We start from the raw sequence: 23,304 nt of genomic DNA, 5'->3' as shown, positions 1-23,304 counted from the left end.
TTCCGTGTCCGCCAGTGGTTGGAAGGCGATGGGCAAGAAAAAGCAGGCCAGACGCGAGGCCAAACGCGGGGCGAAGCAACTGGTCGATGCCGATATCGATATGGGGCAGGGGATCGCGGCCGGGCTGCGGCATCATCCGGTCGTGAAGGTGGCGGGTACGCTGAGCGAGGTCGCCGACCAGCCGCCGATGGTCGCGATCAACCTGGCGACCATCGCTGCCGGCTTGATCGTACGGGACGCACGGCTGACCCGTACCGGGGTGCGGATGCTCGCGGCGCACGGGCTGGCGACGCTGGCCAAGGCCGCGATCAAGCATAATGTCGACCGGGCGCGGCCCAAGCTGTTCGCCAGCCGTCAGGCGCATCGGCCGACGCCCGGCAACCGGGACGAGGGGCCGCAAAACTCCTTTCCCTCCGGCCATACCGCCGGGGCCGTCGCGGTCGCGCGGGCGGTGGCGCGGGAATATCCCGATGCAGCGGTGCCGGTACAGGCGACGGCGGCGGGGATCGCCGCGATCCAGATTCCGCGCGGTACGCATTTCCCAATCGACGTGGTGGTGGGCGCGTTCATCGGCTGGGCGGCGGAGGCGATCGTTGCGCGGGTGCTGCCGGCGGGCGAGTAGGGCACCGGGGCCGATCGACATTCGCCGGTCTATCGTCACCCCGGACTTGTTCCGGGGTCCACTGTGCGGCAACCGGTGCAGTCAAGGATCTGCCGACAGCGTTCGAGGCACGGTGGACCCCGGAACAAGTCCGGGGTGACGAAGGAATTGTACGTCGCTCAGCGATCACGCTCGGATTGGCTGAAGGTCGATCGGCCGAAGGACCGATCCATTTGGTAGGAACGTCGCACCAGCGGAGGCTGGGGCATCAAGCGGCTCCTGTCACGCGCTACCACCGGGAGATCCCAGCCTTCGCGGGGATGACGAGCAGGTTGCCGGTATGAAGGGCAAGGCCGCACGGTCGTTTTATTTGCGAGCGTTCAATTAAATTATTTTTTTCAGATATTTGAGCGGATACTTCTACCCAAAGTTCACTAAGTTCACACTTGCCGCATATTGCGCACCGATCCGGTCCCAACGCCCGGCGGAAGGGCTGCCTCGCGATGTCAAAGAGCATCGGCGAGCATGACAGGGCGGCGGCGTGTAGGAAAGCTACCACCACCGGCTCCGCGCCCTATTTGAAGAATGCCGGGTTGATCGAGACGTTGCGTTTCTTGCCCCATGTCGTCGTCCGCGCGAGGATCGGGCGGTTGAGCGCCGCGATGAGCGTGTCGGGGGCGGGCAGGCCGGTCATCGGCGTATAGGTGGCGATCGATCCGGGTTCGTAGAGCGCGACCGACCATTGCTGCACCTTCCTGCCCTCCGCTTCGCCCAGTTCGCGGGCGATGACGTCGGGTGCGATGGCAAAGCCGCGTCCGCTGTCGCTGATCGCCAGCAGATAGCTGTCGGTCGCACCGTCGCGGCGATAGGCCGCGCCCATATGGGCCGGGGCCGGGTCGCGGCACCAGACCGGCGAGGATGCGGTCGAGACGCCTTTCTTCTCTCCCTCGGCAGCGGCGACCAGTCCGCCCGAAAGCGCGGCGGATTGCAGCGCCTTCGCATCGGTGACCGGGGCGGCGGTCGCCGAGAAGACGAGCGGCGCGGCGCAATCGGCGACCGGGGCCGCGGCGGGAGCGGACGGGATGGTTTTCGGCCATTCGAGCGCGCCCAGCACCGCCGGGATTCGCGCCGCCACGGCCGCGCCGTCCATCTTGCTGGAGCTGTAGCGCACCTTCACCAGCCATTCGCCGACCGGCAGGATGGCCAGCGCGGTGCCGCGATAGGGGGCCTTGTTCAGTGTCCATCCGGCCATCAGCCCGCTGGCGCTCGACTGGCCGGGAGGCGTGAAGGTGGTCGGGACCACCGGCGTGACGTTGCCGAACATCTCCCGCCGTTGCTCGATCGAGGCGCGGGCGCGATCGAACCACACTGGCACACCGCCGCTGAGGCTGCGATAGACATAGACGGTGATCGCATCCGGTCCGTCCTGATAGACGGCGAACACGTCGAGTTCGTCAGTCCCCAGTTGTCGGACATCGGCGCGGCGCATCCCGTCCAGTTCGGCCGGGGCGGTGATGCCGCTCTGCTTGAACCGATAGGGCCTGCCCGGCTTCGCATCGACCGGCGCCCCGATCTGTTGCGCGGCAACCGGCGCCGCCGTCATCATCGCTGCCGCCAGTGCAGCCATCCACATCCGCATCGCATCCCCCCTGCGGCGGACATGAAAACGGGAGGTCCGCCGTGCCCGGCGAACCTCCCGCGATTTCACGATCCTGTCGAGGAAAATCAGGCCTGTCGAGGAAAATCAGGCGGCGAGCGCGGCCTTCAGATCGTCGACCAGATCGGTCTTTTCCCAGGGGAACAGATCGCCCTCGGGCTTGCGGCCGAAATGGCCATAGGCGGCGGTCGGCTGGTAGATCGGCTTGTTGAGCGACAGGTGCGTCCGGATGCCGCGCGGGGTGAGGCCGCCCAGCTTCGCGATGCCGGCGATCGCGGTTTCGATCGCGTCGTCGGCGACCGTGCCGGTGCCGTGCGTGTCGACATACAGCGACAGCGGCTTCGACACGCCGATCGCATAGGCGAGCTGGATCGTGCAGCGCTTGGCGAGGCCGGCGGCGACGATGTTCTTCGCCAGATAGCGGGTGATGTACGCCGCCGAGCGATCGACCTTGGTCGGGTCCTTGCCGCTGAACGCGCCGCCGCCGTGCGGGGCGGCACCGCCATAGGTGTCGACGATGATCTTGCGGCCGGTCAGGCCGGCATCGCCGTCCGGGCCGCCGATTTCGAAGCTGCCGGTCGGGTTGATGTGATATTCGGTCGCGTCCGACAGCAGTTCGGCCGGGAGGATGTCGGCGATGACCGACTTCACGTACGCGTGCAGTTCCGCCTCGTTCGCGCCATTGTCATAGCCGGGCGCGTGCTGGGTCGAGACGACGATCGCGGTCGCGGCGACCGGCTTGCCGTGTTCGAAGCGCAGCGTGACCTGGCTCTTGGCATCGGGTTCGAGGAACGGCGCGGTGCCGGCATGGCGATCCGCCGCCATCTTCGCGAGGATCTTGTGGCTGTAATCGAGCGTCGCCGGCATCAGGTCCGGGGTTTCGTCGCAGGCGAAACCGAACATGATGCCTTGGTCGCCGGCGCCTTCGTCCTTGTTACCCGACGCATCGACGCCCTGCGCGATATGCGCCGACTGTGCGTGCAGGTTGTTTTCGAAGCGGAAGGTTTCCCAGTGGAAGCCCGACTGTTCATAGCCGATCTTCTTCACGGTTTCGCGCACGGTGCGTTCGATCTCCGCCTGTGCGCCATCGGCCCACTGGTCGTTTTCGAACACGCCCTTGCAGCGGATTTCACCGGCGAGGACGACGAGCTGGGTCGTGGTCAGCGTTTCGCAGGCGATGCGCGCCTCGGGGTCCTTCGACAGGAACAGGTCGACGATCGAATCGGAAATCTGGTCCGCGACCTTGTCGGGATGGCCTTCGGAAACCGATTCCGAGGTGAAGAGATAATTGGAACGCATGGACTTCCTCTAGGCTAGAGGGAAAGCGCGCGGCCGTTGCCATGCCGCATATAAAGCTTTCCTTATGTCCTAGCCCCTAGCGCGCGCGACGGCGGATGGCAATCGCAAGGCCGCACAGCAAAACTATCACCAGCAGCGCCATCCAGTTGCCGGTGCGCGCGAACAGGGTCGGGGCATGGGGGGCGGGCAGCGCTACCTCGATCGCGTCGGCGCGGCGCATGGGGATGGTTGCGACCAGCGCCCCCGATGCGTCGATCACCGCCGAAATCCCGGTGGTGGTGGATCGCAACACCGGTAACCCTTCCTCGACGGCGCGCAACCGGGCCTGTGCCAGATGTTGCGGCGGACCCCAATCGCCATACCATGAATCCACGGTCGGATTGACGATGAAGCGCGGGCGATGGGTCCGGTCGACGACCTGCCCGGAAAAGATGATTTCGTAGCATATCTGCATTCCCGCATCGCCGAAAACCGGAACCGGGACCGTGGCCGGTCCGGGGCCGGGGCGGAAATCGACACTGCCCATCACCAGCCGCGACAGGCCGAGCGGCTGGAGGATCGAGCGCAACGGCAGATACTCCCCGCCCGGCACCAGATGCGCCTTGTCGTAGCGGCCGACGATGCGGGCATCGGGGGTGATGGCGAACACCGAATTGCCGGCCGCTTCGATCCGGCGCTGGCTGTCGAAGAACAGGGCGGTTCCGCCGATCAACGCCACGTCGCGCGGCCCCAGCGTGCCCGCGATGCGCGCACGCAGCGCCAACGGCGACTGCGGGTACCATTCGGGGGGATAGCCGTCTTCCAACGGCAGGTTGACCGCACCTTCCGGCCAGATCACCAGCCGGGGAACCGGTCCCGGCCGCCCCGACAGCGCGATCAGCGTATCGAATACCCGTTCGTCATACCCCGGCTGGTTCTGGTCCTCCTTACCCGCATCGGGCTGAACCACGCGCACGCGCGGCGCGTCGGAGGATGGGGCCGGGGTGGCGGGGCGTTCCGTCCATGCGAACCCGGCCATCAGCAGGGCAAGCCCGACCAGCACGGCGTAGCGGATGCGCGACCGGGGCAGCAGCATCGCGGCGCTGGCGACGACGGTCAGCCCCGACAGCACGTAGGTGCCGGTGAAGGCGGCAAGATGGCGGAGCGGAGTCGGGACCCAGATCGCGCCGATCGGGTTCCACGGATAGCCCGTCATTACCACCGCGCGAAGATATTCGGTGGCGATCCAGGCTGCGCCGGCGATCAGGACGAAGCCGAGATCGGGGCGCTCGCCGCGCCGCCCCAGCTTCCACGCGATGCCGCCGGCCAGCATCGGGTAGATGGCGAGGTAGAGCGCGAGGCCCACCACCGCGACATAGCCCAGCGCCGGCGGCATCCGGTCCTGAAAGTGGAAGGCGTGCTGTATCCAGTTGTTGCCGATGGTGAAGTGCGCGACGCCGAACAGCCACGATCGCCATAGCGCGCCCTTCAGCGTCGGTGCCTGGTGGACGACCCACAGCCACAGCGCCAGCGCGGCGAGCGTGACCGGCCACCATTCGAGCGGCGCGAAACCAAGGGCCGAGGTCAGGCCGGCGAGCAGGGCGAGGAGAGCGGGCACGGCGCTGCATATCCTAGCTGTGCGGGGCGGGTGCAAGGGGGCGAAGCCGACGAGTAATGTCCTGCCGTTTGTCCTGAGTAGCCATTGAGCTTGTCGAAATGGCGTGTCGAAGGATTGAGCCACGCGCCGGTGCTTCGATACGGGCCTTCGACAAGCTCAGTCCCTACTCAGCATGAACGGATTGGAATGCGGAAATCGTGCGCTTCCATCCCGGCCCGACCACCCTATCTCTACCCCCATGACCGCCTATGCCTGGCTTGCCATCGCGATCGTCGCCGAAGTGATCGCCACCTCGACGATGCGCGCGACCGCCGGGTTCACGCGGCTCGGGCCGTCGCTGGTGACGGTGGCAGGCTATGCGGTCGCGTTCTATTGCCTGTCGCTGGCGCTGCGGACCATGCCGACCGGCATCGCCTATGCGATCTGGTCCGGGGTGGGGATCGTGCTGGTCGCGGGGATCGCGTGGGCGTGGCAGGGGCAGCGGCTGGACCTGCCCGCGATCCTCGGCATGGGCCTCATCATCGCCGGGGTCGTCGTGATGAACCTGTTTTCGAACAGCGTCGCACACTAGATGCGATGCGAAGAGGAGTTTTCATGACGCAACCGGTCGAAGTCGATATTCCCCACCAACTGGGCCGCGAGGGTGTGCGGCAGCGGATAGATGGTGGCATCGACAAGCTGGCGAACATGATCCCCGGCGGCGTGATGCACGACAAACGCTGGGACGGCGACACGCTGCACTTCACCGTCAGCGGGATGGGCCAGACGATCAAGGCGCGTTGCGAGATGCACGACGCCCACGTCCATGCCGTGCTGGATCTGCCGCCGGTGCTGGCGATGTTCGCGAACAAGATCAAGGAGAAGCTGGGGCGCGACGGGCCGGCGCTGCTGAAGTAGGGCGGCTGCCGCCAGACCGTCACCCCGGCGAAGGCTGGGGTGACGTCTGTTGTGAAGGGGCGGACCCGATCAGCGTGCGGAGAGCGGCTGGCTGACCCGCCAGATGACGTTTCCGACGTCGTCCGCGACCAGCATCGCGCCGGTACGGTCGGCGATGACACCTACCGGGCGGCCGAACGCCTGCTTGCCGTCCGCCGACAGGAAGCCGGCGAGCAGGTCGACGGGCTTCGCGTCCTTCGCCGGGAAGCTGCCATCGGCGGCGAAGGGCACGTAGATCACCTTGTAGCCCGATGGCGGTACGCGGTTCCACGAGCCGTGCAGACCGACCACCGCGCCGTTGGCGAAGCGATCGCCCAGCCGCATGTCGCTGGTGAAGGCTAGGCCGAGCGGCGCGACATGGGCACCCAGCGCATAGTCGGGACGGGCGACATATTGGCGCAGGTCGGGACGCTGCGGCTGGACGCGGTCGTCGATATATCCGCCCCAATAATGCCACGGCCAGCCATAGTTGCCGCCGAATTCGACCTTGGTCATATAGTCGGGCGGCATGTCCGATCCCAGCATGTCGCGTTCGTTAACGACCGCCCACAAATCCTTCGTGCGCGGTTCGAACGCCATGCCGTTCGCGTTGCGCACCCCAGCGGCATAGATGCGGAAGGTCTTCTTGGCCGGATCGACCTGCCAGATGGCGGCGCGGTTCTTTTCGATCTCCAGCCCGTTCTCGGCGATGTTCGAGGCCGAACCGACGCTGACGTAGAGCGACTTGCCATCGGGATCGGCGACGACGTTGCGCGCCCAGTGGTTGCCGCCGCCGGGCAGGTCGACGATCTTTTCCGCATTCGCAGTGATGCGGGTTTGGCCGACGCGGAAGGGATAGCGGACCAGCGCATCGGTGTTGGCGACGTACAGCCAGTCGCCGACCACCGCCATGCCGAACGGCGAGTTCAGCCCGGTCAGCAGCGTCGAGCGGGCCTCCGCCACGCCGTCGCCGTTCGCGTCGCGCAGCAGGGTGATGCGGTTGGCCGATGGGGTGCCGGCGCCGGCCTGGTCCATGAACAGGCGCATGAACCAGCCGGTGATGCCGCCGCCGTCGCGCGGCGGGCTGTTGGTTTCGGCCACCAGCACGTCGCCGTTTTCAAGGCGGTACAGCCAGCGCGGATGGTCGAGGCCCTTGGCGAACGCCTGCACCTGCAAGCCGGCGGGGGCGGTGGGGGTCTGGCCGTCCTTCCAGCCGGTCGGTTCGGCGATGCGGACGGTTGGGATCGTCTGCTTGCGGACCTGGGACAGTTGCGGCGCGCGGCCGGCAACGGCATTTTCACTGAGCTGCGCCCGGTCGGGCCGGGTGAGGTAGAAGACCAGCCCGGCGATCAGGACCAGCAGGACGATTCCGAAACGGACGGCATGTTTGCGCATGGAGCGTGGATACAAGCGCACCACCGGTCCGGAAAGCGAAAAGGGCCGCCAATGCCAAGGGAGCAGCATCGGCGGCCCGTCGGAGGGAGCAGGAGGGCGCGACCGTCGTCAGCGCCGCGTTCCGCGACTCCATCCGATCCGTTTGCGGGGGTGTCCCGCCCTTAATCACTGGTTTCGAAGGTAACCAGCGGCTTCGGCATGTCCTGAACCGTACTCAATAAATACGTCCGGATGGTGTCATTGGGGAAACGCGCAATATTGCGCTGTGTGATCGGGTGGGGCGATCAGTGCATTGCGGCCGTTCACGCCGGTGCCTGGTTCGGGGTGCCGCGTTCTTGGCAGGGCAGTGAAGAAGCGGGACCCCGGGTCAAGCCCGGGGTGACGGACATGGGGCGAACGCCGATCCCCGAAATCCTGCCTATTCCTCGATCGTCGGCAGCGGTGGATGCAGGCGCAGGCGCAGGACGCGACGCGTATCGGCGGCGACGATCTCGATCTTCCACCCCGAGGGATGGTCAAGGCAGGTGCCCTGTTTCGGCACTTCACCGGCCAGGACGAAGGCGAGGCCGCCCAGCGTCTCGACATCTTCCTCGACCTCGCCCAGCCGGGGATCGATCAGTTCGGCGGCGTCCTCCAACTCGGCACGGGCGTCCGCTTCCCATGCGCCGCCGTCCAGCGGCACGAACAGGTCGGTCGGTGCCTCGTCATGCTCGTCCTCGATGTCGCCGACGATTTCCTCGACCAGATCCTCGATCGTGATGAGGCCGTCGGTGCCCGAATATTCGTCGAGCACGATGGCGAGGTGGGTGCGGCTGGCCTGCATCTGCGCGAGCAGGTCGAGCGTACCCATCGATTGCGGGACATAGAGCGGTTGGCGCAGCAGGCTGATCGCAGTCGGGGGATGGTCCTCCCCCTTGGCGAGGATCGCGAACACGTCCTTCACGTGGACCATGCCGACGACGGTATCGAGCTTTTCGCGATACACCGGCAGGCGGCTGTGCCCCGCTTCGGCAAACAGCTTCACGACGTCGGCGAAGGGGGTGTTCTCCTCCAGCGCTACGATGTCGGCGCGCGGCACGCCCATGTCGCCCGCGTCGCGTTCGCCGAAGTGCAGGATGTTGCGCAGCATCTTGCGCTCGATCGGCGACAGGTCGCCAGCCACCGGCGCGTCGTTCTCGTCCTCATGCGCCGCGATGACTTCCTCGATCCGTTCGCGCAGCGTCTCGCTGGCGTCGGTACCGAAGATCAGCGAGCGCAGGCCCCGCCATATGCCCCCTTCGGAGCTGCTACTGTCGCCGGGCGTGGTGCTGGTCGAAACGTCGGCCATGATGGTCGTGTCAGTCCTCTGTAACGGGATAGGGGTCGTGCAGGCCGAGTTCGGCAAGCGTCGAACGCTCGATCGCCTCCATGGCTTCCGCCTCGGCATCATTTTGATGGTCGTGACCTAGCAAATGCAGGCAGCCATGGACAATCAGGTGCGTGGCATGATCGGCGACCGAAATGCCGCGCTCTGCGGCCTCGGCGGCACAGACGCCGTGCGCCAGCACGATGTCGCCCAGCAGCACCTCGCCATCGTCGCTGTTCTGCGTGACGGTCGACAGCAGGTCGGGCTGGATCATCGGAAAGGACAGGACGTTGGTCGGCTTGTCCTTGTGCCGATACTGCCGGTTGAGCGTCTGCACCTCGTCATCGCTGGTCAGCCGTACCGCGACCTCGATCAGCGCCGGATCGGTCAGCCATTCGCCCTGCGGCGTGCGGCCGATGGCGGCGGTGGCGGCGCGGGTGGCGAGCGCCTCCCAATCGATGTCCTGCGGCCATTCGGCCTCTGCCTGTACGGCGATGTCGATCATCTAAGGTCGGTCCTTGCGAAGTCGTCGCCCTTGTAGAGCAATGTGGCGTTGTTGGTACGGGCGCAGGCATAGGCGAAGCAATCGCCCATGTTGAGTTTCGCGTCGTGGCGGCCCTTGCCGTAGCGGCGATGCGCTTCGCTGGCGATACGCGCTTCAGCCTCCCCGATCTGCACCATGTCGAAGCCGTTTTCCTGGGCAAAGGCGTCGGCTATTTCGGCAGACAGGGCGTCGCCATATCGTGTGGCCCGCGCCACGCCGCCGATCGTTTCCCAGCGGGAGATGGGCGACCAGAGCAGGTGGTCGTGCGACAACAGGCGATCATTCTGTTCGATATAGTCGGATTCGCGTGCGAGTATCGCCACCAGGATGGAAGCGTCGACGAACGCGCTCACAGGTCGCCGGACAGTTCATCGAAGAACGCTTTGTCGGCAGGCAGGCCGCTCGATTCGGGCAACGGGTAGCGGCGGTAGAAATCCTCCAGCCGCTCGCGCGGCGTGGTTGCGCGCCGGCTTCGCGCCAGTTCGGCTTCGACCGCGCTGCGCACCGCTTCGGTCTTGCTGACGCCACGAAGGCGCGCAAGCTGGTCGACCAGCGCGCCGGTCCGCTCATCCTTGATATACAGCGACGCCATAGCGACCTCCGAACGGTATATCCCGCAACCTAATGCGGGATATACTCGACTTCAAGCGTCCTTGCCCTCATACGCCTCGACGATGCGCCCGACGATCGGATGGCGGACGACGTCGCCCGCACCGAACCGCGCGAAGGCGATGCCTTCGATCCCCTCCAGCCGGCGGGTGGCGTCGGCAAGGCCCGATGCCTGCACGCCGCCGGGAAGGTCGGTCTGGTTCGGATCGCCGCACACCACCATCCGGCTGTTCTGGCCGAAGCGGGTGAGGAACATCTTCATCTGCGCGGGAGTCGTGTTCTGCGCTTCGTCGAGGATGACGAAGGCATCGGCCAGCGTCCGGCCACGCATGAAGGCGATCGGCGCGATTTCGATCTCGCCCGACAGGATGCGGCGTTCGACCTGTTCGGCGGGCAGGCAGTCGTTCAGCGCGTCGTAGAGCGGGCGGAGATAGGGGTCGACCTTCTCCTTCATGTCGCCGGGCAGGAAGCCGAGCTTTTCGCCCGCCTCAACCGCCGGGCGCGACAGGATCAGCCGCTGGACGCTGCCGGTGATGAGCTGCGCCACCGCCTGCGCCACGGCGATATAGGTCTTGCCGGTGCCTGCCGGCCCCAGTGCGAAGATGATGTCGTTGGACAGCAGCTGGTGCATGTAGCCGGCCTGCGCGATGGTGCGCGGGACGATCGTCTTCTTGCGCGTCCGGATCATGATCGAGGGCGCACCGTGACCGCTTTCGGCGCGGAAGATGCCGTCGAGCGCGGGTTGCGACGACATGGCGATCACCGCATCGATCAGGCCCGGATCGACCTCTTCGCCGCGCAGGATGCGACGGTGGAGTTCGTTCAGCACCTCGCGGGCATGGGCGACCGCTTCCGCCGATCCTTCGATGCCGACCCGGTCGCCGCGCGCGGTGATATAGACGCCCAGCCGTTCCTCCAGCGCCAGCAGGTTGGCGTCGAATTCGCCGAACAGGCGCGAAAGGAGTTGCGGCTTGTCGAAGCTGATTTCGGCGCGGGCGCGCTGACCGGCTTGGGCGGGGACGGGCTTGCGGCTCATGCGATCCTTTCGCGAAACGGCCGGAACGCGAGGTGCGCCCGGCCGGGGAGAAATGTGGGATTAGGATGGTGGTCGCGCATCACGCCTTCAACGCACGAAGGTGACAAGGGGAGCCAGGGGCGGCGCGACTGCATCACGCAGGATATTGGCAGAGCCGGGGGCGGCGGGACAGCGATAAATGAAGGGGGATGCAGGATGGCCGGCATCCCCCGGACTGTCGTCAGCCCAGCGTCGCCATGTCGATCACGAAGCGATATTTCACGTCGCTCTTCTGCATCCGGTCATAGCCGGTTTCGATCTCGCCCATGTCGATCATCTCGATATCGGCGGTCAGCCCATGCTTGTGGCAGAAATCGAGCATTTCCTGCGTTTCCGCGATGCCGCCGATCAGCGAGCCGGCGAGCGACCGGCGGCCGAACACCAGCGTGCCGACCGAAGGCGAGGGGTGCGGCGTTTCCGGCACGCCGACCAACGTCATCGTGCCGTCGCGCTTCAGCAGGCCCAGGAACTGGTCGAGATCGTGCGACGCGGCCACGGTGTTCAGGATGAAGTCGAAGCTGCCCGCATGGCCGGCCATCGCGTCGGCATCCCTCGACACGATCAGGTCCTTGGCACCCAGACGGATCGCGTCGTCGCGCTTGTTGGGCGAGGTCGAGAAGACGTACACATCGGCGCCCATCGCCGCCGCGATCTTGACGCCCATGTGACCCAGGCCACCCAGGCCGACGATACCGACCTTCTGCCCCGGACCGACGCCCCAATGCTTGAGCGGCGAATAGGTGGTGATCCCGGCGCACAGCAGCGGCGCGACGGCGGCGAGGTCGCCTTCGTCGTGGCGGACCTTCAGCACGAAGTCCTGATCGACGACGATATGGTCCGAATAGCCGCCGAAGGTGTGGCCGCCCAGCACTGGGTCCGGCCCGTTATAGGTGCCGACGAAGCCGCCGCCGGTGCAATATTGCTCCTCGCCCTCGTGACAGGACGGGCACTGGCCGCAGCTGTCGACCATGCAGCCGACGCCGACGGTGTCGCCGACCTGGAACCGGGTCACGTCGCTGCCGATGGCGGTCACCGTGCCGACGATCTCATGCCCCGGAACGCAGGGGTAGAGCGTGCCCGGCCATTCGCCGCGCGCGGTGTGCAGGTCGCTGTGGCACACGCCGCAATAGCGGATGTCGATGGCAACGTCGGTGGCAAGCGGATCGCGGCGTTCGAACGAGAAAGGGGCGAGCTGGGCGTCGGCCGACTGGGCGGCATAGCCCTTGGCAGGGGTCGTCATGATGGGAGTTTCCGTGAATGAGAGCATTCCGCGGCCTGCAATGCGAACCCGGCACTTTGGTTGCTGATATAATATATCAAAATGCTGATTTATTTGTTCAAGCGTTCACCCGACGCGACGTTCGCCATGTGCGAGCATCGCCGGGATCACCAGATCCTCTTCATCCGCCAGATGCCGCAGCAGCAATCGGGTCAGCGTGCCGGCATCGGCGGCGTGGGTTTCGGCGGCACGGGCGTCGCGGGTCGGCTGGGTCAGGCTGGCGAGCAGGCCGCGCGCGCTGGCCACCGTGGTTTCCAGCGCCGCGTGGATCGCGTGGTGATCCGCCTCCAGCAGGTCGAAGCCGCGCTGCATCCGTGGGTCGAGTGTGCGGAACTTCGGAAAATAGACCGCGTCCTCGATCCGGTGATGGCCGTCGAGATGGCCGAGGAACTGGTTGAGCGCGGGCACGAAGCGCTGCGGAAAGGCGTGCGCGTCGAGCCGGCCGTCGCGAAGATCGGCGATGATCCGCTCGACCGCTGCCCCCTCGGCCCGCAACGACTGGTGGACATGCAGCCAGAAGGTGCACAGCTCGCCGAAATTGACATGGGCAGCCCAGTCACCCTTGGGATAGGCGGCACGCAGATAGGCGATGTCGTCGGTTATGCCGTCGCGCGACGCCAGCGCGTAGGCGTCGGTCACGCCGCCACCCGCTCCCGTTCGACCCCCGAAAGCGATACCGGACCGGCAGCGACGATCTCCACCTCGACCATGTCGCCGATGCGGGCGGCGGTGTCGAAATGGACCGATTGCAGCCATGGCGACTTGCCGAGCATCTGTCCGGCATGGCGACCGGCGCGTTCGACCAGCACATTGCAGGTGCGGCCGATGGCGGCGTCGTTGAACGCCTTCTGATCGCGCAGCAGCGATGCCTGCAACCGCTGCAGCCGGTCGTCCATCACCTCCAGCGGGATGTCGCCGATCATGTCGGCGGCGGGGGTGCCGGGGCGGGGCGAATATTTGAAGCTGTAGGCCTGCGCATAGCCGACCGCATCGACCAGGCGCAGCGTTTCCTGAAACTCTGCCTCCGTCTCACCCGGAAAGCCGACGATGAAGTCACCCGACAGCGCGATGTCCGGCCGCGCATCACGTACGCGGTCGAGCAGGCGCAGATAGCTGTCGGCGGTGTGGCTGCGATTCATCGCCTTGAGCACGCGGTCGCTGCCCGCCTGTACCGGCAGGTGCAGGAACGGCATCAGTTTCTCGACGTCGCGGTGGGCGTCGATCAGCCCCTGCGTCATGTCGTTGGGGTGGCTGGTGGTGTAGCGGATGCGCTCCAGTGTGGGCAGCCGGTCGAGTTCACGGATCAGCGCGTCGAGGCCGCGGCCATCGGAATCTGCCCAGGCGTTGACGTTCTGCCCCAGCAACGTGATCTCACGCGCGCCGCCATCGACCAGTGCTTTTGCCTCGTCGACGATGCGCGCGAACGAACGGCTGATTTCCGCCCCGCGCGTATAGGGGACGACGCAATAGGTGCAGAATTTGTCGCACCCTTCCTGCACGGTCAGGAACGCGGTCGGGCCGCTGCGGCGGCGGGCGGGCAGGTGGCCGAACTTGGATTCGGGCGGCATGTCGGTGTCGAGTGCGGGCTTGCCCGCCGCCGCGTCCGCCACCAGCTTCGGCAGGTTGTGATAGGCCTGCGGGCCGACGACCACGTCGACCTTCGCCCGGCGGACGATCTCGGCACCCTCGGCCTGCGCGACGCAACCGGCGATGGCGATCATCGGATCGGACCCGTGCTTGCGCAGCCGGCCGATGTCCGAATAGACTTTCTCGGTCGCCTTTTCGCGGATGTGGCAGGTGTTGAGCACGACCAGATCGGCGGCATTCGCATCGTCGGTCGCGGTCATGCCCTCAGCCGTCATCAACTCGGCCATGCGTTCGCCGTCATAGACGTTCATCTGGCAGCCGAACGATTTGACGTGGAAGGTTTTCGGGGTGGTCATCCCTGCGCCCTTACCGGATTTGGCGCGTGGTCGGAAGGGTGGGGCGGTTCGCGTGGCAGAAGATTGGTTCACGCGAAGGCGCGAAGGCACGAAGAGAAGAAGGGAGTGTTTCGCGCAGAGACGCGGAGACGCGGAGAGGTTGTGCCCGCCGCGATAGCGGCTCTCTATCTCAGGCGCAGCAAGCGAGAGGCTTCGCCAGACAGGTTGCGAGTGCCTGCTCCACACCCCCCTCTGCGCCTCCGCGCCTCCGCGTGAACCAATTTTATTCGTGCCTTCGCGCCTTCGCGTGAAAACGAAAACAAGCGGGACCCCGGATCAAGTCCGGGGTGACGATAGGAGGCTACCCCCGTTCCGCCATCACCTCGGCGATCAGGTCCTTGCGGCTCAGTTTGCCGATCATCGTCTTGGGCAGGGTCAGGCGGACGACGACTTCGTCCACCCGCTCATGCTTGCCGAGTTGCGGGTTGAGCCACGCCTTCAGCGCCTCGCCGGTCACGTCGGCATCGTCCGCGAGCGTGACATAGGCATGGGGGCTTTCACCGCGATAGTCGTTGGGGAGGCCGACGACCAGCGCCTCGCGAATGGCGGGATGGTGGTAGAGGATGCGTTCGATCTCGCTGGGAAAGACCTTAAACCCGCCGACCGCGATCATGTCCTTCAGCCGGTCGACGATGCGGACGAAGCCATCCGCGTCGATCGTGCCGACATCGCCGGTGCGCAGCCATTTCGTGCCCTCGGCATCGACGCAGAAGGTCGTGTCGTCGGTGTCCGGCCGATGCCAGTACCCGCCCATGATCTGCGGCCCCGCCACCACGATCTCGCCCGGTTCGCCCTCGGCCGCCGGGCGGGTCGGGTCTTCCTTGTCGACCAGCCGCACGCGGGTCTGCGCGATGGGCTGGCCGATGCTGCCGGCCTGTTGCGGGCCGGCATAGGGGTTGCACGACACCACGCCCGAGCTTTCGGACAGGCCGTATCCTTCGACCAGCGTCGCCCTGGTCGCCGCCTCGAACCGTTCCTTCAATTCCGGCGGCATCGGCGCGCCGCCCGAAATGCAGAAGCGCAGCGAGGAAAAGTCGGTCGCGGCCAGGCGGGGATGGTCGAGCAGTGCGCGGTACATGGTCGGTACGCCCGGCATGGCGGTAGCGCGGGTGCGGGTGATCGCCGCCAGCACCTGTCCGGCGTCGAAGCGCGGCAGCATCACGATCTCTCCACCGGTCACGACGGTGCGGTGGAGGACGCAGGTATTGGCGAAGACATGGAACATCGGCAGCGCGCCGATGATGCGTTCGCAGGCGTCCGGCCCATCGGGGTCGAGCCACGCGACCTGCCGCGCATTGGCCGACAGATTGGCGTGGCTGAGCATCGCGCCCTTGGGACTGCCGGTCGTGCCGCCGGTATATTGGATCAGTGCGAGGTCGCGTTCGGGATCGATCGTCGGGGTGCTGCAGCCGCCGTCATTGGCGATCAGCGCGGAAAAGGCGGTGACGCGGGGATCGTCGGGACGCGGCGTCACCTCCTGCGAGCGGAACCAGCGGTAGAAGAGCGACTTGGCGGGCGGCAGTGCGCCCGCGACCGATCCGACGATCAACCGTTCGAGCGAGCTGGTTTCCAGCACCTTCAGCGCGGTCGGCAACAGCGCGGAGGCGGACAGGGTGAACAGCAGTTTCGTGCCCGAATCCTCGACCTGTGCCGCCAGCTCCTGTGCGGTATAGAGCGGCGAGAAGTTCACTACCGTCGCACCCAGTTTCAGGATGCCGTAATAGGCCGCGACATAATGCGGCACGTTGGGCAGGAACAGGCCGATGCGATCCCCCGGCCCATAGCCCATCGCGGCAAGGCCGCAGGCGACGCGGTCCGCGCCGTTCTTCGTTTCGGCATAGCTGTAATGCCGTCCAAGAAAATCGATCAGCGGGGCGTCGCCGCGACGAGCGGCCGATTCCTCGAACAATGTCACCATCGACATCGGTGGTAACGGCGTCTCCCAGGCGACGGGGTGGGCGTAGCGGTCGAGGACGGGGGCAGCGCGGCTCATTGACATAGGTGTAAGCAGGGGTTGCGGATCGTGCAAGCCGGGTTGCGTTACAAGTAATTGCTGTCAGGCCGCCATCGCGATCGACGGCGCCCGGCCGGCGCGATCGCGCCCGGCGGCCTTTGCCTGGAACAGCGCCTGGTCGGCCATGCGATACAGGCGTTTCCAGTCGTTTTCGTCGGTGAGCGGCCCCCGGCAGATGCCGATGCTGCAGGTGATGCGCAGGTCGAAGGGCAGGCGCACCGCGCGTATGCTGGCCAGCATCAGATCGACGTCGGGCAGCATGGCGTCCTCGCCCAGCAGCGCGAATTCCTCACCCCCCATGCGCGCGACCAGCACGCCGGGCGGCGCATGGTAGCGCAGGGTCCGGGCGAACATGCGCAGTACCTCGTCACCGCCGTCATGGCCGATCGTATCGTTGACCTGCTTGAAATGATCGATGTCGAACAGCATCAGCGTGCGCAGCCCATCGGACGGCATGGCGCGCGCCAGGAACGCCCGCCGATTGAGCAGTCCGGTAAGCGGATCGGTGTCGGCCAGCTCGCGGCTGATCGCTTCCTGCCGGATCGCTTCGTCGCGCTCGTGGCTCAACATCCGCATCCGATAGGCGATGGCGACGCTGGCCAGCAGCGTTTCGAGTGTCATGGCGAGGATGGTCGAATTGTCGACCCAGAAGCTCCACGGCAGCAGGCCGAGATTGTAGAACGAGCGGGCGACCAGCATCGTCAGCGGCGCGGCCCAACTGAGCGCGAACAGCGACAGATACGCGCTGTGCCGCCGCCATGCGCGCACCAGTGCCGTGAGCACGACGATGGGCGACAACAGCATCGTCACCGAAAACGCCCGATCGAGCACGGCGATGAACTGCGGCCCGATCGCCATCAGCACGACGGCCAGGGTGCAGAAGGTGAAGGTGGTGAACCGCATCGCGCGCAGCGGCCAGCCGTCGAGGATGCGCGGTTCGAAGAAGCAGGCGCAAAAGGTCAGCGCCGTCGCCATGCCGCCGCACAGGGTAATGTAGCTGAACAGGATGCGCCGATTGTTGGACATTTCGGGGAGCAGCCAAGCCAGCGCCCCTGACGAACTGAGTGCGTAGAGCAGCAGGCACCCCAGCAGCCCGCAATAGGCGATCTGGAAATCGTGGCGCAGCACCCGCCACAGCGCGAAATTATAGACCAGCAGGCCGAGCGCCAGTCCGGCAAAGGCCGAATAGAGCGCGGCGAGCAGCACGTCCGAACGGACGCTCTGCGCATCGGTCGCCACCCGCGGACCAAGGACGATCCCGCGAAGGTTGCTCGCGCCGTCGATGCGCCACAGCAGGCGGGTGAAGGGTGCGCCGGCGGGCACGAAGCGATGTTCGATCACCGCGCCCAACCGCAACCGCTGGCCGATGCCGAATTCGTCGGCGAACTGCCCAACGATCCGGCCATCGCCGGACCGGGCATAGAGCGCCATCTGCCGCTGCCACAGGCTCACCTGTCGCACGCGGATCGCGGCATTGGCGTCGCTCGGGCGTGGCAGCGGGGTGGACAGGACCCAGAAATCGCCTGGTCCCATCGCCGATTGGGGCGTTGCACAGTCGAAGCGTTCGGGATGCGCGAACATGCCCCGCACCGTGTCGCCCGGCTGGACCCGGCTGACGCAGACCGCGATCGCGTGGCCGACATTGCCCATGGTGCCCGTCTGCGCATGGGCCGACGGCGCGCACAGTCCACCGATCGCCAACAGCAGCGCAATCCACAGCGTGCGACCGAACCGGATCATGGCACCGGCTTCGCACCCGATGCGCGAATAAATGGTTAATCCAGGCTTCGGTTCGTCGCGGTTGCCGAGCCTGCCCATGGGTCAATGGTCGGCGACGATCGCCGTCGTCAGCCCGGCGACGCTTGCCTGCCGCATCACCGCCCGTACCGTCCGTGCGCCGGCGTCGACCGGCATCAGCACCCTGGCGGAGGAGCGGCCATTGCCGATCGACTGCGGAAAGGTCGTCGCGCGGCTGGGGATTTGGGCACCCTGTTGCCGGACGAAGGTCGCCACCGCTTCGCTGGGGCCGGTCACCAGCAGTTCCGGGCCTCCGGTCGCCGGGCCGAAGCCGCAGCCCGCCAGCAGCATCGTCGTCGCGATCGTCGCGTAAAGTCGCATCCTACCCCCAATGTCGCTCGCCGCGTGATCGCGGTCGTTTCCTGGGGATCAAGCTGACATGGGACAGCGCGCGGCGCAATGGCCGCGCGCGGATGGTTCAGCCGAGCGCTTCGTCGAGCAGCCGGGCGAGGCGCAGGCCGCCCTTCTTCACCTGATCCTGCGCGATCGGGACCAGCCGGGCGATGGTGGCGTCGTCCAGCTTGACCCGGGCGTTGGTCCTGGGCGCGCAGGCATCGCCGCCGAACGCCGGGGCATAGGCATAGTCGCGGCTGACTTGCCAGCTGTCGCGGCTCCAGTCCTCGACGCTGCCGGCCTGCACCGGCGCACGCTCGGCGGCGGTGTAGGTGCGCAGGATCGACGGCGGCGTGGTGATCGCCCGTTCGGCCAGCGGCCCGTCCCAGATCGAATGGAGATTGAAGCGTTCGGGACCATAGGCGCCGTAATCCGCCTTCACCCGATTACCGCCCAGATCGCCGCGATCCCCGGCGTGGAGCGGCATGTGCAGGTCGCCGACGAAGTGGATCAGGAAGGCCAGCGCCATCACCTTTTCGCGCATCGGGACCTTCGGGTCCTTCAGCAGCTTCACGTCGCGTTCGACCTGTGCCGACACGCAATTGCCATCCTTGCACGCCGATTTCAGGTCGAACGGCTTGCAGACGTCGATATTCTGGTAATGCCACGCATAGGCATAGCTGAAGCGTTCGCCGAGCGGCTTGACGCAATCGGCCCACACGCTCGCTTCCTCGATGGTGCGCGCGGGGCAGGTCGGCGTTTCGAGCAGTGCCTGATGCCGCAGGATGCGCGCGATCGCGGCGCGGGTTTCGGGCCGCACGTTCAGCCGCGCGATCGTCGCCACGCTTTCATGGCCGAACTCCCAATAGGCATAGGCCGGCGAGGTGGCGAACAGGCAGGCGAGCGCAAGGAACAGGCGACGAATCATGGGCGTCGGGATGACGCGCTTTGCCCGTCGTCGCAAGCGTTCAGCATTACGGCTGACGTGTTTCGTACAGTTCCAGCGGCAGGCCGTCGGGATCGGCGAAGAAGGTGAAGCGCTGCCCGGCATGTTCGTCGATCCGGACCGGCTCGCAGGCGATGCCATGGCGTGCGAGCCGCGCGATCTCCGCTTCGATGTCGTCGACGCCGAAGGCGAGGTGGCGCAGGCCCATCGCCTCCGGGTGGGACGGGCGGGGCGGGGCGGCGGGAAAGGTGAACAGTTCGATCTGCGCGCCGTCGATGGTCAGGTCGCATTTCCACGAGCGGCGTTCGGCGCGCCACACTTCGCGCACGATCGCAAAGCCCAGCGCTTCGACATAAAAGGCTTTCGACCGGTCATAATCGGACGCGATGATCGCGACATGGTGGAGGCCGGTGAGGCCGCTCATCCTTCGTCGCCATAGATCGCGACCTGCCGCGCGCCGCCCTGGACCACGCGGCCGCGGAACATGCCGGGGGTGGTCAGGCTCCACGTCGCATCGCCATCGGGACCGACGACGATCACGCCGCCGGTGCCGCCCATCGCCTTCGTTTCGGCCAGCACGGTGTCGGCGGCGGTCCGGATCGATTCGCCGGCGAAGCGGATGCGCGCGGCGATCTCATGCCCCACGCCCATCCGGATGAAGAACTCGCCCGACCCGGTGGCCGACATGGCGCAGGCGCGGTCGTCGGCATAGGTGCCGGCCCCGATCAGCGGTGAATCGCCGATCCGGCCCCAGCGCTTGCCCGTCACGCCGCCGGTCGAGGTCGCGGCGGCGACATGGCCCGCCGCATCGACCGCGACCGCGCCGACCGTGCCGTATTTCATGTCGACATCGAACCAGCCGTCCGGATCGGCCTTCATCGCATCGAGCTGCGTGCGGCGTTCGGGCGTCATGAACCAGTCGGCATCGGCAGCCTCGACGCCCTGTTCGGCGGCGAAGATGTCGGCGCCCTTGCCCGACAGCAGGACGTGGGGGCTGTGGTCCTTCACGGCGCGGGCGAGGGTGACCGGATGGCGGCTGCCGGTGACGCCGGCCACGGCGCCGGCGGAACGGTCGCGGCCGTCCATGATCGCCGCGTCCAGTTCGATCGTGCCGTCGAAGGTGAACACCGCGCCGCGCCCGGAATTGAAGGTCGGGTCATCCTCCAGCACGCGCACCGCCGCCTCCACCGCGTCGATCGCCGCGCAACCGGCGGCGAGAACCGCTTCGCCGGCGGCCAGCGCGGCGTCGAGGCCGGCGCGGGCGGCGGTATCGGTGTCGGCGCTTACCGTCTCGCGGGTCAGGATACCGGCGCCGCCATGTACCAGCAGCGTCCAGGGGCGGGGGGAATCGGTCGGCATGTCGCTATCCTGCTGGGGGCGGGCGGCCGCCCTAGCAGATCACGGGGGACCTGCCACCCTTGGCCGCCGGCGGGGCGGGCACGCCGAGCAACGTGCCGAGGCCCGGCAGCGCGCGGGCGAGCAGATAGGCGGCGGCACAGGCGATCAGCGTGGCGGAAAGCAGCAGCGCGGCCTCCGTCCAGGGGCCGAGCGCCAGCGGCAGGGTGAACCACGTCACCAGCACGATCACCGGATGATGGACGATATAGGCGGGGAACACCGCCCGCCCGAGCACGCCACGCCAGCGATGGTCGCGATTGGCATGGGTATCGGCAAGGTGGAACAGCGCGACGACCATCGCCCATGCCATCACCGATCGCGCCGCGCGGTTGGCGGCCATGGCGAGGTGCGGCGGCACCACGTCGCCGGGATATTGCAGCTCGACCGTCACGACGATCGCACCCGCGATCAGCGCGAGCACCATGGCGGTGTGGGCGTGGCGATGGAACGACCGCCACAGCGCCGGCCGGTGGGCGAGCAGGAAGCCCAGCGCAAAGAGCGGCAGATATTGCGAATGGCCGGCGACGTCGTGCAGCAGCCCCTGTCCCTCCGGCACCACGAACAGCGCGGCCAGCCGGACGCCCGCCATCAGCGCGATCGGCGCCCAGAGCAGCCGGCTTCCCCGTGACAGCCATGCCGCGATCCGGTCCATCCGCCGCGCCGCGCCCGCCGTCGCGACGAACGCGGCCAGCAGCATCGAATAGGTCCACAGATAGACCACGAACCAGAGATGCTCCCAACTGGGAAACTCGACGCCATGGAACATGCCCACGCGCCAGCCATCGACCAGCCAGAAGCGCAGATAGCCATGGGCATAGCCGCCCTCTGCCACGCGCACCCACATTTCCAGCGGCACGATCGCCAGCATTCCGAAGGCGAGCGGGACGAGGAGCCGGCGCGATCGTTCGGCGGCGAAGGCGGCCGGCGTCGCGGCGCGTGCGACCAATGTCGCGCTGGCATAGCCCGACACCGCGAACAGCAGTCCCAGCCGCCACGGCGTGACCGCCGCCATCGGCGCGATCAGCGCGCGATAGGCATGGCCGGTGGTCACGACCCAGTGCCACGGGCTGAACGCCATCGCGATGTGATAGAGGATCAGCACGCCGAACGCGCCGATGCGGAGCCAGTCCAGCCCGTAATGTCGCGACGACGCTACCCCCAACCCAACCGGCACGACTGTTTCCCCGGCGCGACTTTCGCGCGACGCAATGCGGGGCTATATCCCGACATAAGTAACCCAATTGTTAGCGAGACTGTTCATGTCGATCCGCCCGTGGCGCGATATTCACCGCCGCCAGAGCCGCAAGATCATGGTCGGCAACGTGCCCGTCGGCGGCGATGCCCCGGTCACGGTGCAGACGATGACCAATACCGACACGTCGGATGCGGTCGCGACGATCGACCAGATTCGCCGCTGCGAAGAGGCGGGCGCCGACATCATCCGCGTGTCGTGCCCCGATGTCGAAAGCACCGTCGCGCTGCGCCAGATCACTCGCGCCGCGCGCGTGCCGATCGTGGCCGACATCCATTTCCACTATAAGCGCGCGCTGGAAGCAGCGGACGCGGGGGCGGCGTGCCTGCGGATCAATCCCGGCAATATCGGATCGAACGAGCGGGTGGCCGAAGTCGTCCGCGCGGCCAAGGCCAATGGCTGTGCGATCCGGATCGGGGTGAATGGCGGGAGCCTCGAAAAGCATCTGCTCGAAAAATATGGCGAGCCGTGCCCCGACGCGCTGGTCGAATCGGCGATGGACCATATCAAGCTGTTGCAGGACCATGACTTCCACGAGTTCAAGGTCGCGGTGAAGGCGTCCGACCTGTTCCTGGCGGTCGCGGCGTATCAGCAGCTGGCGGAGATGGTCGACTGTCCGCTGCATCTGGGCATTACCGAGGCGGGTGGCTTCGTCGGCGGCACGGTGAAGTCGTCGATCGGCATCGGATCGCTGCTGTGGTTCGGGATCGGCGACACCATCCGCGTCTCGTTGTCGGCCGAGCCGGAAGAGGAAGTGCGCGTCGGCTTCGAAATCCTGAAGGCGCTGGGCATCCGCAATCGCGGCGTGCGCGTCGTGTCCTGTCCGTCCTGCGCGCGGCAGGGCTTCGACGTGATCCGCACGGTCCAGGCGCTGGAGGAACGGTTGCAGCACATCCGCACGCCGATGTCGCTGTCGGTGCTGGGCTGCGTCGTCAACGGCCCCGGCGAAGCGCGCGAGACCGATATCGGCATCACCGGCGGCGGCAATGGCAAGCACATGGTCTATCTGTCGGGCGTCACCGACCACCATGTGCAGGACGCCGACATGATCGAGCATATCGTGAAGCTGGTCGAGGCAAAGGCAGCGGAGATCGACGCGGCAAGCGCGGCAGTGCCGCAGGCGGCCGAGTAGGGGGCGGTTCAATCTCTCCGGACCGTTCGTGCTGAGTAGGGGCTGAGCGAAGTCGAAGACCCGTATCGAAGCACCGGCCCCAAACGGTCCTTCGATACGCCCCTTCGACAAGCTCAGTGGCTACTCAGGACGAA

At 66.7% G+C, this 23,304-nt stretch carries 23 protein-coding genes; 4 read left to right on the top strand and 19 right to left on the bottom strand.

Annotation, left to right across the window (positions count from 1 at the left end; all coding sequences use genetic code 11):
* Positions 1 to 4: 4 nt before the first annotated feature.
* A complete protein-coding gene (locus tag ASE83_RS10705; protein ID WP_162236609.1) occupies positions 5 to 622 on the top strand; it encodes a phosphatase PAP2 family protein in 618 nt (205 codons plus the stop codon).
* A 553-nt stretch (positions 623 to 1,175) separates the two neighbouring features.
* Here ASE83_RS10705 and ASE83_RS10700 read toward each other — a convergent pair.
* The 3 genes from ASE83_RS10700 to lnt form a co-directional block, all read right to left on the bottom strand.
* On the bottom strand, positions 1,176 to 2,240 hold the full coding sequence (locus ASE83_RS10700; RefSeq protein ID WP_055789445.1) for a hypothetical protein: 1,065 nt from the start codon (positions 2,238 to 2,240) through the stop codon (positions 1,176 to 1,178).
* Between the two features lie 105 nt (positions 2,241 to 2,345).
* Entirely contained in the window at positions 2,346 to 3,557 is a 1,212-nt protein-coding gene (metK, locus tag ASE83_RS10695; RefSeq protein ID WP_055789442.1) for a methionine adenosyltransferase, read from the bottom strand.
* A 76-nt stretch (positions 3,558 to 3,633) separates the two neighbouring features.
* Positions 3,634 to 5,154: an apolipoprotein N-acyltransferase gene (gene lnt, locus ASE83_RS10690; protein WP_235513220.1), complete on the bottom strand. Its 1,521-nt coding sequence runs from the start codon at positions 5,152 to 5,154 to the stop codon at positions 3,634 to 3,636.
* A gap of 238 nt (positions 5,155 to 5,392) precedes the next feature.
* On the opposite strand from lnt, the gene ASE83_RS10685 reads away from it, so the two are divergent.
* Both ASE83_RS10685 and ASE83_RS10680 read left to right on the top strand, forming a co-directional pair.
* A complete protein-coding gene (locus tag ASE83_RS10685) occupies positions 5,393 to 5,725 on the top strand; it encodes a DMT family transporter (RefSeq protein ID WP_055789440.1) in 333 nt (110 codons plus the stop codon).
* A gap of 23 nt (positions 5,726 to 5,748) precedes the next feature.
* Complete coding sequence (locus ASE83_RS10680; RefSeq protein WP_055789437.1) at positions 5,749 to 6,051, top strand: polyhydroxyalkanoic acid system family protein; 303 nt, start codon at positions 5,749 to 5,751, stop codon at positions 6,049 to 6,051.
* A 69-nt stretch (positions 6,052 to 6,120) separates the two neighbouring features.
* Here ASE83_RS10680 and ASE83_RS10675 read toward each other — a convergent pair whose 3' ends face one another.
* The 16 genes from ASE83_RS10675 to ASE83_RS10600 all read right to left on the bottom strand — a co-directional run bounded on the left by ASE83_RS10675 (position 6,121) and on the right by ASE83_RS10600 (position 21,960).
* Positions 6,121 to 7,464: a PQQ-dependent sugar dehydrogenase gene (locus tag ASE83_RS10675; RefSeq protein ID WP_055789433.1), complete on the bottom strand. Its 1,344-nt coding sequence runs from the start codon at positions 7,462 to 7,464 to the stop codon at positions 6,121 to 6,123.
* A gap of 418 nt (positions 7,465 to 7,882) precedes the next feature.
* Positions 7,883 to 8,791, bottom strand: a complete 909-nt coding sequence (locus ASE83_RS10670; protein ID WP_055789431.1) for a hemolysin family protein — start codon at positions 8,789 to 8,791, stop codon at positions 7,883 to 7,885.
* 10 nt (positions 8,792 to 8,801) lie between these two features.
* Positions 8,802 to 9,314, bottom strand: a complete 513-nt coding sequence (gene ybeY / locus ASE83_RS10665) for an rRNA maturation RNase YbeY (protein ID WP_055789427.1) — start codon at positions 9,312 to 9,314, stop codon at positions 8,802 to 8,804.
* Positions 9,311 to 9,706 carry a type II toxin-antitoxin system VapC family toxin gene (locus tag ASE83_RS10660; RefSeq protein ID WP_055789424.1) on the bottom strand — a complete coding sequence of 132 codons (396 nt, stop codon included), beginning with the start codon at positions 9,704 to 9,706 and terminating at the stop codon, positions 9,311 to 9,313. The genes ybeY and ASE83_RS10660 overlap by 4 nt, the downstream gene beginning before the upstream one ends.
* Positions 9,703 to 9,945 carry a type II toxin-antitoxin system VapB family antitoxin gene (locus ASE83_RS10655; protein WP_055789421.1) on the bottom strand — a complete coding sequence of 81 codons (243 nt, stop codon included), beginning with the start codon at positions 9,943 to 9,945 and terminating at the stop codon, positions 9,703 to 9,705. Before ASE83_RS10655 ends, ASE83_RS10660 begins: the two co-directional genes overlap by 4 nt.
* A 51-nt stretch (positions 9,946 to 9,996) precedes the next feature.
* Positions 9,997 to 10,998, bottom strand: coding sequence for a PhoH family protein (locus ASE83_RS10650; protein ID WP_055789418.1), 1,002 nt, complete (start codon positions 10,996 to 10,998; stop codon positions 9,997 to 9,999).
* A 220-nt stretch (positions 10,999 to 11,218) separates the two neighbouring features.
* Complete coding sequence (locus ASE83_RS10645) at positions 11,219 to 12,277, bottom strand: NAD(P)-dependent alcohol dehydrogenase (protein WP_055789416.1); 1,059 nt, start codon at positions 12,275 to 12,277, stop codon at positions 11,219 to 11,221.
* 105 nt (positions 12,278 to 12,382) lie between these two features.
* Entirely contained in the window at positions 12,383 to 12,955 is a 573-nt protein-coding gene (locus ASE83_RS10640) for a hemerythrin domain-containing protein (protein WP_055789412.1), read from the bottom strand.
* Complete coding sequence (gene miaB / locus ASE83_RS10635; RefSeq protein ID WP_082443289.1) at positions 12,952 to 14,259, bottom strand: tRNA (N6-isopentenyl adenosine(37)-C2)-methylthiotransferase MiaB; 1,308 nt, start codon at positions 14,257 to 14,259, stop codon at positions 12,952 to 12,954. Before miaB ends, ASE83_RS10640 begins: the two co-directional genes overlap by 4 nt.
* A gap of 340 nt (positions 14,260 to 14,599) precedes the next feature.
* Positions 14,600 to 16,291: a long-chain-fatty-acid--CoA ligase gene (locus tag ASE83_RS10630; protein WP_055789409.1), complete on the bottom strand. Its 1,692-nt coding sequence runs from the start codon at positions 16,289 to 16,291 to the stop codon at positions 14,600 to 14,602.
* Positions 16,292 to 16,354: 63 nt separating this feature from the next.
* Positions 16,355 to 18,052 carry a GGDEF domain-containing protein gene (locus tag ASE83_RS10625; RefSeq protein ID WP_162236608.1) on the bottom strand — a complete coding sequence of 566 codons (1,698 nt, stop codon included), beginning with the start codon at positions 18,050 to 18,052 and terminating at the stop codon, positions 16,355 to 16,357.
* An 81-nt stretch (positions 18,053 to 18,133) separates the two neighbouring features.
* Positions 18,134 to 18,430 (bottom strand): hypothetical protein, encoded by a 297-nt coding sequence (locus ASE83_RS10620; protein ID WP_055789404.1) that lies wholly within the window; start codon positions 18,428 to 18,430, stop codon positions 18,134 to 18,136.
* A gap of 97 nt (positions 18,431 to 18,527) precedes the next feature.
* The gene (locus tag ASE83_RS10615; RefSeq protein ID WP_055789401.1) at positions 18,528 to 19,370 is read right to left on the bottom strand and encodes a S1/P1 nuclease; all 843 of its coding nucleotides are present in this window, start codon (positions 19,368 to 19,370) and stop codon (positions 18,528 to 18,530) included.
* A gap of 46 nt (positions 19,371 to 19,416) precedes the next feature.
* A complete protein-coding gene (gene gloA2 / locus ASE83_RS10610) occupies positions 19,417 to 19,812 on the bottom strand; it encodes an SMU1112c/YaeR family gloxylase I-like metalloprotein (protein WP_055789398.1) in 396 nt (131 codons plus the stop codon).
* On the bottom strand, positions 19,809 to 20,747 hold the full coding sequence (locus tag ASE83_RS10605; RefSeq protein ID WP_055789395.1) for an isoaspartyl peptidase/L-asparaginase family protein: 939 nt from the start codon (positions 20,745 to 20,747) through the stop codon (positions 19,809 to 19,811). Before ASE83_RS10605 ends, gloA2 begins: the two co-directional genes overlap by 4 nt.
* A gap of 31 nt (positions 20,748 to 20,778) precedes the next feature.
* Entirely contained in the window at positions 20,779 to 21,960 is a 1,182-nt protein-coding gene (locus ASE83_RS10600) for an acyltransferase family protein (protein WP_055789392.1), read from the bottom strand.
* Positions 21,961 to 22,045: 85 nt separating this feature from the next.
* On the opposite strand from ASE83_RS10600, the gene ispG reads away from it, so the two are divergent.
* Positions 22,046 to 23,170, top strand: a complete 1,125-nt coding sequence (gene ispG / locus ASE83_RS10595; RefSeq protein ID WP_055789390.1) for a flavodoxin-dependent (E)-4-hydroxy-3-methylbut-2-enyl-diphosphate synthase — start codon at positions 22,046 to 22,048, stop codon at positions 23,168 to 23,170.
* Positions 23,171 to 23,304 lie beyond the last annotated feature (134 nt).

It is taken from the genome of Sphingomonas sp. Leaf32 (genome assembly GCF_001421765.1).
Classification (GTDB): Bacteria; Pseudomonadota; Alphaproteobacteria; order Sphingomonadales; family Sphingomonadaceae; genus Sphingomonas.
The sequence above is the reverse complement of the archived record's forward strand: the minus strand, read 5'-3'. Positions and strand labels throughout refer to the sequence as shown.

Bases quoted from the DNA above. Each gene is read 5' to 3' on its own strand.
- ASE83_RS10700 (WP_055789445.1), bottom strand. From the start codon at position 2,240: ATGCGGATGTGGATGGCTGCACTGGCGGCAGCGATGATGACGGCGGCG.
- metK (WP_055789442.1), bottom strand. From the start codon at position 3,557: ATGCGTTCCAATTATCTCTTCACCTCGGAATCGGTTTCCGAAGGCCAT.
- ASE83_RS10685 (WP_055789440.1), top strand. From the start codon at position 5,393: ATGACCGCCTATGCCTGGCTTGCCATCGCGATCGTCGCCGAAGTGATC.
- ASE83_RS10680 (WP_055789437.1), top strand. From the start codon at position 5,749: ATGACGCAACCGGTCGAAGTCGATATTCCCCACCAACTGGGCCGCGAG.
- ASE83_RS10675 (WP_055789433.1), bottom strand. From the start codon at position 7,464: ATGCGCAAACATGCCGTCCGTTTCGGAATCGTCCTGCTGGTCCTGATC.
- ASE83_RS10670 (WP_055789431.1), bottom strand. From the start codon at position 8,791: ATGGCCGACGTTTCGACCAGCACCACGCCCGGCGACAGTAGCAGCTCC.
- ybeY (WP_055789427.1), bottom strand. From the start codon at position 9,314: ATGATCGACATCGCCGTACAGGCAGAGGCCGAATGGCCGCAGGACATC.
- ASE83_RS10655 (WP_055789421.1), bottom strand. From the start codon at position 9,945: ATGGCGTCGCTGTATATCAAGGATGAGCGGACCGGCGCGCTGGTCGAC.
- ASE83_RS10650 (WP_055789418.1), bottom strand. From the start codon at position 10,998: ATGAGCCGCAAGCCCGTCCCCGCCCAAGCCGGTCAGCGCGCCCGCGCC.
- ASE83_RS10645 (WP_055789416.1), bottom strand. From the start codon at position 12,277: ATGACGACCCCTGCCAAGGGCTATGCCGCCCAGTCGGCCGACGCCCAG.
- miaB (WP_082443289.1), bottom strand. From the start codon at position 14,259: ATGACCACCCCGAAAACCTTCCACGTCAAATCGTTCGGCTGCCAGATG.
- ASE83_RS10630 (WP_055789409.1), bottom strand. From the start codon at position 16,291: ATGAGCCGCGCTGCCCCCGTCCTCGACCGCTACGCCCACCCCGTCGCC.
- ASE83_RS10625 (WP_162236608.1), bottom strand. From the start codon at position 18,052: ATGATCCGGTTCGGTCGCACGCTGTGGATTGCGCTGCTGTTGGCGATC.
- ASE83_RS10620 (WP_055789404.1), bottom strand. From the start codon at position 18,430: ATGCGACTTTACGCGACGATCGCGACGACGATGCTGCTGGCGGGCTGC.
- ASE83_RS10615 (WP_055789401.1), bottom strand. From the start codon at position 19,370: ATGATTCGTCGCCTGTTCCTTGCGCTCGCCTGCCTGTTCGCCACCTCG.
- gloA2 (WP_055789398.1), bottom strand. From the start codon at position 19,812: ATGAGCGGCCTCACCGGCCTCCACCATGTCGCGATCATCGCGTCCGAT.
- ASE83_RS10605 (WP_055789395.1), bottom strand. From the start codon at position 20,747: ATGCCGACCGATTCCCCCCGCCCCTGGACGCTGCTGGTACATGGCGGC.
- ispG (WP_055789390.1), top strand. From the start codon at position 22,046: ATGTCGATCCGCCCGTGGCGCGATATTCACCGCCGCCAGAGCCGCAAG.